Consider the following 15,664-nt stretch of genomic DNA (forward strand, 5'->3'; position numbering starts at 1 on the left):
CCGCTACACCGCCAATTGCTAAAAGCTTGCAACAGAGCCCAATAGGCCGCGATTATCTTGGCCTGCGCATATCTAGTCCCTGAAGGAGCAGATTTATAGTAGCAAGACTTACGACCAATTATCTTCGTTTGTAGCAAACCAGGGTTGTAACTATTGGAAGATTCTGGGGATGACTGAAATGTTCCGTGTACTGCTAGTTTTGGCGTACCTGCTCCCTTCGACCATAGTGGCTAACACACTGGCGACGGACGCATTGAATTCACTTCGCGAACGCCAAGGTCTTCACGCCTTGCTATATAGCGAAAAACTGGAGAAAGCTGCGAAATCTCATGCAGTGGACATGGCTAAGAGAGGTTTCTTTTCGCACACCGGATCAAACGGGTCTGATGTAGGAAGGCGGGTTCTCGGGGCAGGCTACAAATGGTGCTTCGTCGCTGAAAACATCGCAAAGGGGCAGCAAGGGTTGGATGCAGTTGTGTCGGCTTGGGCTCGATCACCCGGACATCGAGCGAACATGCTCTCTCGCGAGGCTAGGGAATTCGCGCTCTACGAAGCCGCGGATCGAACTTGGGTAATGGTTTTGGCCGCCCCTTGCTAGTTTCGCGCAGGATCAGCGGGTCAGTTGAAACAATGGTGACGGCCAATCCATTTGTTCGACACGGCCCAATTGAACGCTATGCGCATCTAATCTTCTCAATTTTATCCATATTGGGCATTGAACGGCTAGCGAGCGAGGCGTCTCCATGGCTGAGGTGCATATGGTAGCATGGCAAGAGTTCGTGTGACGACGGATACCACTGCGAGTGTTTTCTGCCGCGGCCCGAATTCCAACCTCCATAGAAGCACTGCCGGTGTCATTCTCATTGGCTTTAAACGTCACCAATTGCCTGACACGTACTGGCTCTTGAGGGTGACCTGATCAACACTCAACCTAGCAGAACACAAGCCCGAAAACCGCGATGCTTAAGAAAACGCGATGCGGTCCAAAAGGTTGAGAAATGCCCGGCCATGTACTTTCCCAATGAAATTTGCCATTTTGGGTGTTTTAGATACGGTCATTTATACTAGTTGAACAGCCCAGCATCTGGTTTTTTCCTCATTCGAAATGCCAGTAGTCTGCGATGAGGAATCTCCCTTGAAGCCAATGAAAAGCCGTCAATTGAAAGAAGTGTGCTTCCCACCTACAGCTTTCGAATGCCGTGGACCGTCAGTGTGCTGACCAGATCAGCGTAGTCTTCACGTGCCTTGGTTCCGGCTCCTGTATTCCACATGTAATACCAGTTCAGCATGCCGAAGACTGACATTGTGGCCCCGCGCAACTTGGCTTTGTCATCACCCAATGTCTCTGGAGACAGCTCCTGTAGGATATTGTTAATGAAGTTGACCATATCGCGCTGGTACTCGCGCAGTTTCTTTTGCTGGTCGTCGGCGAGGGCGTTCATACCGCTGATCTGAACCCGGTGCTCGTCATCAGCACCTTGATAGGCGAACAAGATTTCGCGGACAGCCTTTCGAAGTTTCTCTTCAGGCTCAAGCCCTTCGAAATCAACGTTGCAAATGCGGTCACGTAAATCCCGAAGATAGGTCTCAAGGATGTCATACAAGATGGCATCCTTACTGTCGTAATAATGGTATATGTTCGCCTTGGATATCCCGCACTCTTTTGCCAACAAAGTCATCGAGGCGCGGTCGAACCCCTGATCTGCAAAGATTTTCGCAGCTCTTTTGAGTATCTGTTCCCGCTTCTGGTCGTGGTCTTTGGCGATTGTCCTGGCCACGGCTTATTCCTTATCGCGGTTGTCGATGACGCGCTTCGCCTTGCCCTGAGAGCGTTCGACGTCGCCTGGATCACCTACAACAATTTCCGTTGAAACGCCAACAACGTCCTTGATGCGCTTGGTTAGCATTCGGGCTGCGGCTGTCTTTGACATCTCGTCGGTTGAGTCTGCTGACGCTTCGACAAACACCCGCATCGCGTCCATTCGGCCGGATTTGTAAAGTTCGATCTGATAGTAGGGGGCCAGACCGCCCGTCGCCATGACCTGCTCTTCGATCTGGCTGGGGAAAACATTCACGCCCCTCAGGATCATCATGTCGTCGCTGCGGCCGGTAATCTTTGCCATCCGGCGCATCGAGCGCGCCGTTCCAGGCAACAGACAGGTCAGATCGCGCGTTCGGTAGCGGATCATTGGCAAACCTTCTTTGGTCAAAGTGGTGAACACCAACTCGCCGGTTTCGCCGTCGGGCAGTACTTCGCCTGTGGCCGGGTCAATGATCTCTGGTAGGAAGTGATCCTCCCAGATCACGGGACCATCTTTTGTTTCGACGCACTCGCTCGCGACGCCGGGGCCCATGATTTCAGAAAGGCCGTAGATATCGACCGCGTGCATGTCGAATGCGGTTTCAACCTCCGTTCGCATTGCGTCTGTCCAGGGCTCTGCTCCGAAAATGCCGACCTTGAGAGAGCTTTTTCTGGGGTCGAGCCCGGATTTGTGGAACTGTTCAAGGATGTTGAGCATGTATGACGGCGTCACCATGATCCCGTCGGGCTGAAAATCATTTATCAAGCCGACCTGTTTCTCGGTCTGCCCGCCGCTCATGGGGACAACGGTCGCACCCAAACGTTCGATCCCGTAGTGGGCGCCCAGGCCGCCGGTGAAAAGGCCATAGCCATAGGCGTTGTGGACCAAATCGCCCTTACGCAAACCTGCCGCCCGCAACGAACGCGCACCCAGATCTGCCCAGTTATCGATATCAGCTTTGGTATAGCCCACCACAGTTGGTTTGCCGGTTGTTCCGGAAGACGCGTGCAGTCGAATAATCTCACTGCGTGGGACCGCGAAAAGGCCGAAAGGGTAGTTGTCGCGCAGATCGTTTTTATATGTGAATGGGAACTTCGAAATATCCGAAAGCTGTTGCAAATCATCCGGATGGACACCCGCCTCATCAAAGCGCTGCTTGTACATCGCCACGTTTTCGTAGGCATGTCGGACCGACCATTTGAGGCGTTCAAGCTGTGTCGCACGGATTTCGTCGATCGATGCGATTTCGATCGGGTCCAATTCAGCTTTGTTGGGGGACAGGGCGTCCATTGCGTTGCTCCTCCAGCGTATTTCTATTCGACAAAATTCTGACCACCAACCGCGCGGGACATACCCCGGAATTCGGCGATAGTGATGCCATCTTGATTTGTGATGCGCACGTCATAGACACCGCTACGACCTGCAACAGCAGTTTCTGTTGCGGTTGCGGTCAGGCGGTCTCCCAGGCGGCCCGGTGCGAGATAGCTCATCATTGTATGTTGGCCGACGGTCGCCACGTTGCGACTGTTGCAGGCAAAGGCAAACGCGCTGTCTGCCAGGGCATGGGTGACGCCGCCGTGGCATATGCCATGGCCGTTGCAGTGATGAGTTGCGACGGTCAGTGCCAGAACGGCGCGGCCTTCGTCGACGTTAACGAGTTCCATGCCGAACCATTTGCTGGCCTCATCATTGGCCCACATAGCAGCGGCAGATTTAGCGGCGCGTTCTTGCGGGGTCATCGTCATTTGCCCTGAAAATTTGGTGCGCGTTTTTCGAGGAAGCTGGACACGCCTTCGGCATAGTCCGCGCTTTCCCCGCAGATTTTCATGGCGTCCGCTTCGATTTCAAGATGATCAGAAAGTGTGGTGGTCGCCGCGGTCTGAATGCACTGCTTAGTCTTGCCCAGCCCAACGGTCGGACCGTTGGCAAATTGGTTTGCCAATGCGCGGGCTTCGGTCATCAACTGATCATCGGGCAGGGCTTTCCAGATCAGGCCCCAGTCTTCTGCTTGTTTTGCTGGCAAAGGTTGTGCCGTAAGCGCCAATCCTTTGGCTCTGGCCTCTCCCAATAGGCGGGGCAGGTGCCAACTGCCGCCAGTATCAGGGATCAGACCGACCTTGGCAAAACTCTGAATGAACTTGGCGCTTTCACCGGCCAAAACCATGTCACAGGCTAGTGCCAGATTTGCCCCGGCTCCGGCAGCAACGCCGTTCACAGCACAAATAACCGGGACGTTCAGCAACCGGATCAATCGCACCAAAGGCGCATAAAAGGTCCGCACGGTTTTACTCAAATCAGGCGGGCCGTCCATTTTCGATGGATCGCGGTCACCAAGATCCTGTCCGGCGCAAAATCCGCGACCTGCACCGGTCAAAAGGACGGCGCGCGCGCCGTTGTCTCGGGCGGATTTCAGCGCGTCTTGCAGCGCGTAATGCATCTCATCATTGAATGAGTTCAGTTTGTCGGGACGATTCAGTGTAATCTCAACCCAGGTCCCGTGATCTTCTACAAGAATCGTATCGCTCATGACTGCTCTGCCAGATGTCGTTTCATTTTTATCATTGCATTAACCGAACGGTTGGTCAATATATAAACAAGACTCGAATCCAGAGCGCTTGAAGGGCACACCCATGTCTCAGACCCCACTTGTGAATGTTGAACTCAAAGGCGATGTTGCCTGGGTCACCATTGACAGCCCGCCGGTCAATGCGACCTCGCAAGCGGTCCGGCACGGGCTTGCAGATGCTGTGGACGCGGTCAAAGACGCTCGGGTGGCTGTGCTGCGATGCGCTGGCCGAACCTTTGTCGCGGGAGGCGACATGTCCGAATTTGACAAGTCGCCGGTCGAGCCGCACTTGCCTGATGTCGTCCAAATGATCGAAGACAGCGAGGTTCCCTTCATTGCCTGTATGCACGGGAACGTTCTGGGTGGCGGACTCGAAATTGCGATGGCTTGCGCTTGGCGGATTGCTGGCCCCAGGACGGGATTTGGTCTGCCAGAGGTCAATGTTGGATTGATCCCCGGCGCCGGTGGCACGCAGCGTCTGCCACGCCTTGTGGGGATGGAAGCGGCAATTGATCTGGCCTGCACAGGCAAAGTGCTGAAGGCGGAAGAGATGCTGCAGCTTGGGGCGGTCGACCTATTGGTCGACGATCTTGAAGCGGCGGTCGAGAGTTTTGTGGCCGATCTGCCCGACCGTCCTGTGCCTGTCAGCCAACGTAGTGTCGCTGATTTTGCGCCGGATCTGATCGAGACCTCTCGGGCATCGCTGAAAAAGCGTGCCAAGGGACAGCAGTCGCCGTTGGAGAACCTGACCGCGTTAACCTGGTCCCAGAAGCCGTTTTCCGAAGCACAGCCGATGGAGCGGGCGCGCCATCTGGCGCTTCGCCAAACTGCGGAAAGCCGCGCGCTGCGTCATGCGTTCTTTGCGGAACGCAGCGTATCAAAGCCCTCTCTGATCAAGGATGCCCAACCGCGTGATATCAGCCGTATTGCTGTTGTGGGTGGCGGCTTGATGGGCGCCGGGATCGCAACGGCCGCTCTGACGGCTGGCCTGTCTGTAACGTTGATCGAGCGCGACTCTGAGGCAGCAACCGCTGCCCATGATCGGGTTGAAGGCCTGTTGAAGGGTGCAGTCAAACGCGGAAAGATGACTGATACGCAATGCCAGACATGCCTGTCCCGATTTCGCGCCGTTGACAGCTATGCCGAAGCAGCCGACGCGGAATTGGCCATAGAAGCCGTGTTCGAGGACCTATCGGTCAAACAGCAGGTCTTTGCTGAATTGGCCAAGAACATGGGCGCCAACGCAATTCTTGCCACCAATACATCTTATCTGGACCCTGCCGAAATCTTTGCGGGCATCGAAAACCAGACACGGTGCATAGGGTTGCATTTCTTCAGCCCGGCTCATGTAATGAAATTGCTCGAGATAGTGCACACCCCCCAAACCGCCCCCGAAGTGGTGGCCACGGGGTTTGCTCTGGGTAAGAAGATGCTCAAGGTCTCGGTGCTGTCCGGCGTTTGCGACGGGTTCATTGGTAATCGCATGCTAGCCGCCTATCGGCGCGCGGCGGATTATCTGCTGGCAGACGGGGCGTTGCCCCATGAAATTGATCAGGCGATGCGGGATTTCGGGATGCCGATGGGGCCCTACGAGTTGCAGGACTTGACCGGGCTGCAGATCGCCTGGGCAAATAGAAAACGCAACGCCGCCACCCGCAACCCGAACGAGCGCAATGTCACCATTGCCGACCAGCTATGTGAGATGGAGCGGTTTGGGCAGCGATCCGGCAAAGGCTGGTACCGGTACGAAGACGGAAATCGCAAACCGATCCGCGACCCCGAAGTTGAGGCTTTGATCGAAGGGTATTCCGCTGCGCAGGGCATTACCCGCCGTTCGTTTACGGCCGAGGACATATCGTCTCGCCTTCTGGCGGTCATGGCGAATGAGGGCGCTTTGATCATCCAAGAAGGGATCGCCGAAAACGCAGAAGCCGTCGATATGGTTCAGATCCACGGCTATGGTTTCCCGCGTTGGCGAGGGGGGCCAATGAACTATCGCAAGGAAATTGGGAGTGACGTGTCCCAGTCGGTTATGCTGACCGTGGCCGAGGAAAGTCCGGCGTCTTGGGCCATCGCGGCCCAAACGAAGGCGCTTTAAAAGTGTTGATGGTTACAAAAGCAACCATTAACGCATTCAAAATGCATGTTTCACAGGGAGGAGACAGAACATGAAACTCAGCAACTTGAGCACCTTGCTGGCTTCGGCGGCACTTGCCATTTCAGGCACCGTTGCGATGGCGGCAGACTATACGCTGACCATTTCCAGCTGGGCGCCACCGACCCATGGCATCAACGCCAAGATGTGGCCGAAATTCGTCGAGATGGTTGAAGAAGCCACCGACGGCCAAGTCACCGCTGAACTGAAACTGGGTATCGCACCTCCACCGGCCCAGATGGACCTGATCATGGATGGCGCAGCGGATGCCTCGATCATTTTCCACGGCTACCAGCCGGGCCGCTTTGTCACCACCAAGATGATCGAATTGCCCGGATACGAGGGCTCGGCCGAGGCCGCATCGGTGGCCTATTGGCGCGCCTATGACGCGCACCTGAAGGCGGCTGACGAACATCGCGGCGTCAAAGTGATCGCGCTGCATACGCACGGACCAGCCCAGCTGCATTCCAGCAGCCCGGTGACCTCGCTGGACGAAGTGTCCGGCCTCAAGGTCCGCATCCCCGGTGGTGTGGGCGGGGACGTCGGCACGGCGCTTGGCGCGACCGGTATTCAGGTGCCCGCGCCCAAGGTCTACGAAACGCTGGCCTCCAAAGCAGCCGATGGCGTTGTGATGCCGTTTGAATCGCGCAAGGGCTTCAAGCTGACCGAAGTGGCGCAGAACGTGTACGAGGTTCCAGGCGGTCTGTATCGCGGGTCTTTTGCCTTCATCATGAACGAAGACACCTTTGCCGATCTGCCTGCCGAACTGCAGCAAGCGCTGGAAGAGCAGGTCTTCGGAGAGCCGTTGAGCCGCGAAATCGGTAAAATCTGGGACGAGATTGATGCCATTGGGCGCGAAGCCACTGAAGGCACAGACGGCAACGCGATCAACACCGCATCTGCCGAAGACCTGGAAAAGTTCAACGCAATTGCTGTCGATGTCCGCGCCAAGGTCATTGACGAAGTCAACGACGCCGGGGTCGATGCTCAGGCCGCGTATGACATGATCGTCAGTGAAATGGCGGCGCAATAACGCGAGCTGGTTGGCGGTCTCGCACCGCCAGCCGTTTCCACCGGGCGGGAATTCCTCATGCAATCTCTGGTATCCTTCGCGCGCCGCATCAGTGTTTTTCCGACAGTGATGGCCTGTGTGGCGCTGTTTATCCTCATGGTAATGACGTTTTGCGACGTCATTCTTCGGTCCATGTTTAACGCGCCGATCGAAGCGGCGACCGAGTTGACGCGTATTCTGATGGCGATCCTTGTATTCTCGGTGCTGCCGATGATTTCGGCTGGAAAGGGTCAGATTGCAGTCGACCTGACGGACGGGTTGTTTTCGCGACTGCGCCTAAGCCGCGCCCGAGATGCGATTGTCTATCTGGTCTCGGGCATCATGCTCTTCTGGCCGATACAGCGGGTCTGGATCCTTGCCGAACGGGCGCGGGACTACGGTGACGTGACCGAGTACCTGTCCATCCCCGTTTTCTACGTCGGCTGGTTCATTGCCGCGTCCACAGCGATCACCGCCGTCGCGATGATCACGACCGGCCTTCTGCACATCTTCGCCCCCCATACTTTGTCGGAGCACCCTCAATGACTGCCGCACTGATCGGCTTTGGCCTTGTTCTTGTTCTAGTGCTTCTGCGCCTGCCGATTGTCTTTGCAATGGGCCTCGTCGGAACGCTGGGTTTTGCGTATGAACGCGGAGGCAGCATTCTGTCCGAACGCGGCTTGAAAGCAGCGATGTCGATGGTGGGTCGTCAGATCACCGACACGGCACAGGACTACGGCCTTTCGGTTATTCCGCTGTTTATCCTGATGGGTTTGTTCGTGAACAAAGGTGGGCTGGCGCGCGAGCTTTACGCCGTATCAAACGCGTTTCTTGGCCATTTCAAAGGCGGGATTGCAATGGCTACGGTTGCGGCCTGTGGTGGGTTCTCGGCCATCTGTGGCTCGTCCCTGGCAACGGCGGCAACGATGTCCAAGGTCGCCATGCCGGAAATGCGCCGCTATCGCTATTCAGATGAGCTGTCGACGGCGTCGATCGCGGCAGGCGGCACGCTCGGCATTCTAATCCCGCCCTCCGTGATCCTTGTAATCTATGGTCTGCTGACCGAGACATCCATCGGCAAGCTGTTTGTTGCCGGTATCATTCCCGGCGTGCTTGGCATCCTTCTGTACCTGTTTGCCGTTCGCTGGACCGTCTGGCGCAAACCCGCCTCCGGACCCGCAGGAGAAAAACACGGCTGGGGCGAGAAGCTGAGGGCGTTACGGTCGGTTTGGGCGGTGTTGCTTTTGTTTTTTCTGGTCATCGGCGGGCTTTACGGCGCGTTTGATTTCCATCCGCTGAACCTGACCTTCAGCCCGACCGAAGCCGCCGGCATGGGCGCCATGGGGGCGTTTCTGATCGCCTTGTCCCGCGGTGGGTTGACCCTGAGTTCGACCTTCGAGGTGTTGAAAGAAACAACTTATACCGCTGCCGCCCTGTTCTCGGTCCTGATCGGGGCTCAGGTCTTTTCGAACTTCATCAACCTCGCTGGCCTGCCCGAGGCGCTGATCGGCTTGGTCACGGCCTATGACGTGGAACCGTTCGTGGTGATCCTGATGATCCTGGGCATCTACATCATCTTGGGCTGCGTGTTTGAATCGCTGTCGATGCTTTTGCTGACCGTGCCGATCTTTTTTCCGCTGGTGACGTCGCTGGGCTATGACCCGATCTGGTTTGGGATCGTGGTTGTTGTCGTGACCGAGATCAGCCTGATCACCCCGCCGGTCGGATTGAACGTGTTCATCCTGAAAGGGGTGGTCGGGGACGTCTCAACAGCAACGATCTTCAAAGGTGTCACGCCCTTCTGGATCGCCGACATTTTCCGTCTGGCCCTGATCGTTCTGGTGCCCTGGCTGGTACTGGTGCTGCCCGAACATATGGGGGCGATGGGTCACTGATGTTTTGCCTGACGGCGCTTCCCGAAGGGTTTCAAGAGGACCCTTACCCAGCCTATGCCGCGCTGCGCGAAGATATGCCGGTTTGCCCCCAACCCGACGGCTCGGTGATCCTGTCGCGATACGAGGATCTGGATCTGGTCTATCGGGATACGACGCGGTTCATCTCGGACAAAAAGGCGGTGTTTGGGCCCAAATACGGGGTCGACAGCCCGTTATACGAACACCACACCACAAGTCTGGTGTTCAATGATCCGCCTCTGCACACCCGCGTGCGTAAGGTGATGGTCGGCGCGATGAACCCGCGTGCCTTGGCGCAGATGGAGCCGGGTTTGATCCAGCTCGTCGATGGTTTGCTGGATCAGATGCAGGCCAAAGGTCAGGTCGAATTGATCGAGGATTTCGCCGGAGCGATCCCCATCGAAGTGATCGGCAACCTGTTGGGCATTCCCAGGTCCGAACGCGAACCCCTGCGGGACTGGTCTCTGGCTATTCTTGGGGCTTTGGAACCACAATTGACGCCTGAGCAGGAAGAGTGGGGCAATCGCGCCGTCTCCGAATTCAAAGAATTTCTTCGCCATATCATTGAGGATCGAAAAGCCAACCCGGGCAATCCGGAAACGGATGTTCTGACACGGCTGATGCAAGACGATGCGGATGGCGGCTTGACCGACGTTGAGCTGTATCAGAACTGTATCTTTATCCTGAATGCCGGGCACGAGACCACGACAAACCTGATCGGCAACGCGCTGGATCTGCTGGATCGGCACCGAGATAAACGTTCGGAATTGCTGAACAATCCCGACCTGATTGCCACGGCAGTGGACGAATTCTTGCGCCTCGAAAGCCCAAACCAGTTTGGCAATCGCCTGACCACCGAAGACGTGACACTCCACGGCCATACCATTCCGGCAGGCACGGATGTTCACCTGTGTATCGGCGCCGCCAACCGCGACCCAAGGCAGTTTGACCGGCCCGACGAAATGCTGCTGGACCGCCGCCCGAACAAGCACCACGCCTTTGCCGGTGGCCCGCACACCTGCGTCGGTCTGACTCTTGCTCGGATGGAGGGCAAGATTGCGGTCATTCGGTTTTTGAACCGCTTTTCCAACTATCAGGTCACAGAGGGCGCAAAGCGTGGTGGGCGAATTCGCTTTCGCGGGTTCGCCCAGCTTCCTGCACAGGTTTGACGTGACCGAACAAGAAAATGAGTCAGTCTTTTTATTGACCGACCGTACGGTAAATATTATAGCTACCATAACCGCGTACATAGGTCCGCGTAGATCATCTCAGGGCTGAGGAGAGGCACATGACGATCCAACAGATTTCAAGTTTCGCGGCAGGTGAGTGGATCGCGCCGGGCGAAGGGGCCCGCAACATTGCCAGTGCTGTGACCGGAGAGGTGATCGCGACCGCTGGCAACACTGGCTTAGATGTACAGGGCATGTTGGACTATGCGCGCAACGTTGGTGGTCCGGCACTGCGGCAGATGACCTTTCATGAGCGCGCCAAGATGCTCAAGGCATTGTCGGTGCATTTGGGGCAGCACAAGCAGGCCCTGTACGACCTGTCATTCAACACGGGCGCGACCCAATCGGATCATCTGATCGATATCGATGGTGGGATCGGTACGATGTTCGTATTTGCCTCGAAAGGCCGCCGCGAAATGCCCGATGGTCACGTTTATCTGGATGGCGACGTCGAACAGCTGTCGCGGAATGGGACCTTTGTCGGTCAGCACATCTGCACCCCGCTGCAGGGTGTGGCGGTTCATATCAACGCGTTCAACTTTCCGGTTTGGGGCATGTTGGAGAAGCTGGCTCCGACCTTGCTGGCCGGTGTTCCAGCTATCGTCAAACCTGCGACGAATTCCTGCTACGTAACCGAATTGTGCGTGCGGTTGATGCTGGAGTCTGGCATTTTGCCTGCCGGGGCGCTCCAGCTTGTGTCGGGTGGTCTGGGTGACATGTTGGATCGCCTGACCATGCAAGACGTGGTCAGTTTTACCGGTTCGGCCGATACTGCGCTGAAACTACGGTCCAACCCCGTCATTCTGCAAAACTCCGTCCGTTTCGTGGCGGAACAGGACAGTCTGAACTGTTCGGTACTGGGCACTGACGCCCAACCGGGGACACCGGAATTTGACCTTTTCATCAAGGAAGTTCTGCGCGAGATGACCACAAAAGCGGGTCAGAAATGTACCGCGATCCGCCGGATCATTGCGCCCGAGCCGCATGTGCAGGCGGTGATCGAAGCGCTTTCCGCGCGGCTGGCAAAAACGGTTATCGGCGACCCTAGGCTTGAGACAACGCGCATGGGCGCGCTGGTCTCGAATGATCAAAAACTGGATGTACTGGAAAAGGCTGCGATCATTTGCCAAGAGGCCGAACGTGTGTTCGGCAACCCGGATGACTTTGCCGTTGACGGCGCAGATGCCCAAAAAGGGGCTTTCCTGCCGCCAATGCTGTTCCATTGCGCCAACCCGGATGCGGCACAGCGTGTCCATGACACCGAAGCGTTCGGTCCGGTCAGCACGATTATGGGGTATCGCGACACCGACCATGCGATTGAGCTGGCGAACCGGGGGCAGGGGTCTCTGGTCGCGTCGGTCATTACCCATGACCCGGATGTAGCGCGCAAATTCGCCATGGGGGCCGGGGCGTATCACGGGCGGCTCTATTTCAACAACCGCGACTCGATGAAAGAGGCCACGGGCCACGGCTCTCCCCTGCCGCATATGGTCCACGGCGGCCCCGGTCGCGCGGGTGGCGGCGAGGAGATGGGCGGTGTGCGGGGCGTGAAACACTACATGCAGCGCACCGCCATTCAGGGCTCACCTGACCTGTTGACGGCGATTGGCTCGAAATGGGTCTCGGGCGCAACCGAGATCGAAGGCCCGGCGCATCCTTTCACGCGGCGCTACCACGATCTGGCAATCGGCGAAACGATCCACACGGCGCCACGCACCGTGACGCTCGAAGATATCGAACATTTTGCGGAATTCACCGGCGATACCTTCTATGCGCATATGGATGAAGCCGCTGCGCAACGGAACCCGTTCTTCCCGGGTCGCGTCGCGCACGGATACCTGCTGCTGTCCTTCGCCGCCGGTTTGTTTGTCGAGCCTAACGAAGGTCCTGTTCTGGCCAATACAGGCTTGGATGGGTTGCGTTTCATGAAACCAGTTGCGGCCGGGGACAGCATCAAAGTGCGCCTAACCGTTAAGTCAAAGACCAAACGCAACGATCAGTATGGCGAGGTTCGCTGGCACGTTACGATGACTCAACAGGATGATGACCTTGTTGCTGAATACGAACTGCTGACAATGGTGGCCTACTGACGAAACCGGGCTGGATGGTAATTCGATCCAGCCTGCCTATACTGCGGCCATGAAAGACGCTTCCACAGACTGGTTCGACCATTGCGTTCGTCATTTGACCTCCGAAGGGTCTCTGCGGGTTTGGTCTGTGCTTGTCACGATCTTTGGCGATCTGGCGCAAAACAAATCCGATCAGATAAGCGGATCATTGATCACTGCGCTGACGAGCCTTGTGGGAATCAAGGCCGAAGCGACCCGAGTGGCGTTGCATCGATTGCGCAAAGAAGGCTGGATCGAAAGTACGCGCGTTGGACGCGCAAGCGTCCATCAGCTTACGGACTATGGCCGTACTCAAAGCGCAGCCGCTGCGCCACGCATTTACGCCCGCGAAACGGACAAGCCAGACGTCTGGCACGTGCTGATGTCGAGCAGTTCGGAAACATCCCGAAAGGAGTTGGCCGATCTGTTGCTGACCGGGGAATATATCTCATTAAACCCTTCCACAGCGATGGCAGCGGGAACCATGCCGCGCGATCTGGAAGACCTGCTAGGTTTTGAGACCACCGCGATTTCAGTACCAGATTGGTTAACAGAGCTATGCGGACCAGAGCCGCTGAGAACCGCGTATGACGAGTTTTGGACATCAATCCAGGTGATCGACGATCTGCTGCCGACGACCGGTGTGGATGATCCGATGAAAACGGCAGCGCTGCGTGTTCTTCTTGTGCACAATTGGCGCCGCATCATCTTGCGACACCCAGCTTTGCCCTCGGATTTTCTACCAAGTGACTGGAGGGAGCCCGCTTGCCGCGAGGCGGTCTCTAGGATTTTGGACAGGCTGCCCCGACCGCAACTCAAAAATTTGGAAGCAGATTTGAGCACTTAGGTTTTTTGGGACAAAGGCCCTCCTGATATCTCAAAGGATGATGGCTTGCTTTAACAGAAAACTGATTTCTTTTTATGTTACGATAATGTGCAGAAAAATAAAAATCGGTAACATAATGCTTGCCTCGAATCGATGACGGAAATATAAACCGACCATACGGTCTATAATTGAGTGTGAACGCCCGGGAGAATTCACAGATGGATGCATTCATTTGCGACGCGACGCGCACGCCGATTGGGCGATACGGCGGGGCTTTGTCGTCGATCCGCACGGATGATCTGGCGGCCATTCCGCTGGCTGCGCTGAAAGAGCGGAACCCGCAAGTCGACTGGTCCAGCGTGGATGACGTCATCTATGGTGATGCCAATCAGGCCGGTGAAAGCAACCGGAACGTCGCCCGTATGGCGGCCTTGTTGGCTGGATTACCGATTGATGTTCCGGGGACCACCATAAATCGCCTGTGCGCCAGCGGCATGGATGCTGTTGGAATGGCCGCCCGAGGCATCAAGGCGGGTGACTATGATCTTGCGATCGCGGGCGGGGTCGAAAGCATGTCCCGTGCACCCTTTGTGATGCCCAAGGCGACATCAGCATTCACGCGCAGTAACGCGGTTTACGACACGACCATCGGCTGGCGCTTTGTGAACCCTAAGATGCAGCAGGCCCACGGCATCGATTCAATGCCCCAAACCGCTGACAACGTTGCCGACGAATATGGCATCAGCCGTGCGGATCAGGACAGTTTTGCTGCGCGCAGTCAGGCTCGATGGGCCGCCGCGCATGAGGCGGGGCTGTTCGCAGACGAAATCACTCCGGTCTCGGTCCCACAGCGCAAGGTTGACCCGATCGTGGTCGATACCGATGAGCATCCTCGCCCGGGAACAACGGCCGACAAGCTGTCGGGCCTCAAGGGAGTGAACGGGCCGGACAAAACTGTTACGGCGGGCAATGCTTCCGGTGTAAACGACGGAGCCGCAGCCATTTTGATGGCGAATGAGGCGGCGGCTGCAAAGAACGGCCTTACTCCGATTGCGCGGGTTGTGGGAATGTCGGTGGCTGGCGTCGCGCCGCGCGTCATGGGCATTGGCCCTGTCCCGGCCAGCCGCAAAGTTTTGGCCCGGGCCGGGCTAACCATTGAGCAGATGGATGTGATAGAGTTGAACGAAGCTTTTGCGTCGCAAGGGCTGGCAACACTTCGTGAACTGGGCCTTGCTGACGACGCACCGCACGTGAATCCGAATGGCGGTGCCATTGCCATGGGGCACCCTTTGGGCATGTCCGGAGCGCGGCTGGTGTTGACCGCTGCATATCAACTGCGGCGGACAGGTGGGCGGTATGCTCTTTGCACGATGTGTGTGGGCGTCGGGCAGGGCGCAGCCCTGATCCTGGAACGGGTTTGATAGGGAGAGCACTGTTTTGACTGAGGCGATCCAGATAATCGACCACAGCGAACGGGTTGAGCGGCTGTTTGAGCCGTATCAAGATGTTCTCGGCGACGACTACAAGGCTTATCGGGGCCATGTTTATCGTGTGATTACCTATGCCATGCACTTCCTTGGCGGCGATGACACGCATCGTGCATTGGTCGAGACGGCCTTCGTCTACCACGATATCGGACTGTGGACGAAACACGATCTGGCATATCTGGAGCCATCCGAAGAACTGGCTCTGAGGGACAACGCCGAAAAGGGTTGGGGACTGGATCCAGAGCTGCTGCGTAATGCCATCCACTGGCACCACAAGGTTACACCCTACCACGGGCCGCATGCCGATGTGGTCAACGCCTGCCGAAAAGGTGACTGGATCGATGCGACGGGGGGCAAGGTGCGAAAAGGACTGTCGCGCGATCAAGTCGCCCAGGTCGAGGCCGCCATTCCCAGCTACGGATTTGCGGATGTTTTACAGCGCTTGGCAAAGGACCTTGGTGGCTCCGCACTAAAAGGAAACATGCGGGTTCTAAGCCACGTATTCAAAATCTGATCCCATCCGAGAG

The 15,664-nt window shown here is 56.8% G+C and carries 14 protein-coding genes; 10 read left to right on the plus strand and 4 right to left on the minus strand.

The features are described 5' to 3' along the window. Positions 1-178 precede the first annotated feature (178 nt). A complete protein-coding gene (locus ACR0NO_RS21485; RefSeq protein WP_480725605.1) occupies positions 179-598 on the plus strand; it encodes a CAP domain-containing protein in 420 nt (139 codons plus the stop codon). Between the two features lie 583 nt (positions 599-1,181). On the opposite strand, the gene ACR0NO_RS21490 is transcribed toward ACR0NO_RS21485, so the two are convergent. The 4 genes from ACR0NO_RS21490 to paaG are packed head-to-tail and all read right to left on the minus strand — an operon-like array spanning position 1,182 to position 4,329. Beyond that, entirely contained in the window at positions 1,182-1,778 is a 597-nt protein-coding gene (locus tag ACR0NO_RS21490; protein ID WP_480541860.1) for a TetR/AcrR family transcriptional regulator, read from the minus strand. A 3-nt stretch (positions 1,779-1,781) separates the two neighbouring features. Continuing rightward, entirely contained in the window at positions 1,782-3,092 is a 1,311-nt protein-coding gene (paaK, locus tag ACR0NO_RS21495; protein ID WP_480725575.1) for a phenylacetate--CoA ligase PaaK, read from the minus strand. 23 nt (positions 3,093-3,115) lie between these two features. Then, positions 3,116-3,541, minus strand: coding sequence for a hydroxyphenylacetyl-CoA thioesterase PaaI (gene paaI / locus ACR0NO_RS21500; RefSeq protein ID WP_170668388.1), 426 nt, complete (start codon positions 3,539-3,541; stop codon positions 3,116-3,118). Between the two features lie 2 nt (positions 3,542-3,543). After that, positions 3,544-4,329, minus strand: a complete 786-nt coding sequence (gene paaG / locus ACR0NO_RS21505) for a 2-(1,2-epoxy-1,2-dihydrophenyl)acetyl-CoA isomerase PaaG (protein ID WP_480725577.1) — start codon at positions 4,327-4,329, stop codon at positions 3,544-3,546. A gap of 103 nt (positions 4,330-4,432) precedes the next feature. Here paaG and ACR0NO_RS21510 point away from each other — a divergent pair, with 103 nt between their 5' ends. The 9 genes from ACR0NO_RS21510 to ACR0NO_RS21550 all read left to right on the plus strand — a co-directional run bounded on the left by ACR0NO_RS21510 (position 4,433) and on the right by ACR0NO_RS21550 (position 15,651). Then, the gene (locus ACR0NO_RS21510; protein ID WP_480725579.1) at positions 4,433-6,466 is read left to right on the plus strand and encodes an FAD-dependent oxidoreductase; all 2,034 of its coding nucleotides are present in this window, start codon (positions 4,433-4,435) and stop codon (positions 6,464-6,466) included. Positions 6,467-6,536: 70 nt separating this feature from the next. Continuing rightward, positions 6,537-7,556 carry a TRAP transporter substrate-binding protein gene (locus ACR0NO_RS21515; protein ID WP_480725580.1) on the plus strand — a complete coding sequence of 340 codons (1,020 nt, stop codon included), beginning with the start codon at positions 6,537-6,539 and terminating at the stop codon, positions 7,554-7,556. A 57-nt stretch (positions 7,557-7,613) separates the two neighbouring features. Beyond that, positions 7,614-8,120, plus strand: a complete 507-nt coding sequence (locus ACR0NO_RS21520) for a TRAP transporter small permease subunit (protein WP_170681186.1) — start codon at positions 7,614-7,616, stop codon at positions 8,118-8,120. Continuing rightward, a complete protein-coding gene (locus ACR0NO_RS21525) occupies positions 8,117-9,469 on the plus strand; it encodes a TRAP transporter large permease (RefSeq protein ID WP_480725582.1) in 1,353 nt (450 codons plus the stop codon). Before ACR0NO_RS21520 ends, ACR0NO_RS21525 begins: the two co-directional genes overlap by 4 nt. After that, complete coding sequence (locus ACR0NO_RS21530) at positions 9,469-10,656, plus strand: cytochrome P450 (RefSeq protein ID WP_480725584.1); 1,188 nt, start codon at positions 9,469-9,471, stop codon at positions 10,654-10,656. Before ACR0NO_RS21525 ends, ACR0NO_RS21530 begins: the two co-directional genes overlap by 1 nt. 119 nt (positions 10,657-10,775) lie before the next feature. Beyond that, positions 10,776-12,806, plus strand: a complete 2,031-nt coding sequence (gene paaZ, locus ACR0NO_RS21535; protein ID WP_480725586.1) for a phenylacetic acid degradation bifunctional protein PaaZ — start codon at positions 10,776-10,778, stop codon at positions 12,804-12,806. A 49-nt stretch (positions 12,807-12,855) separates the two neighbouring features. Then, positions 12,856-13,671 (plus strand): PaaX family transcriptional regulator C-terminal domain-containing protein, encoded by an 816-nt coding sequence (locus ACR0NO_RS21540; protein WP_480725588.1) that lies wholly within the window; start codon positions 12,856-12,858, stop codon positions 13,669-13,671. A gap of 197 nt (positions 13,672-13,868) precedes the next feature. Then, positions 13,869-15,071 (plus strand): 3-oxoadipyl-CoA thiolase, encoded by a 1,203-nt coding sequence (gene pcaF, locus ACR0NO_RS21545; RefSeq protein ID WP_480725590.1) that lies wholly within the window; start codon positions 13,869-13,871, stop codon positions 15,069-15,071. A gap of 16 nt (positions 15,072-15,087) precedes the next feature. Then, positions 15,088-15,651 (plus strand): phosphohydrolase, encoded by a 564-nt coding sequence (locus ACR0NO_RS21550; protein ID WP_170641533.1) that lies wholly within the window; start codon positions 15,088-15,090, stop codon positions 15,649-15,651. Positions 15,652-15,664: the final 13 nt, after the last annotated feature.

The sequence above is a fragment of the Ruegeria sp. CL3 genome, from assembly GCF_056536505.1.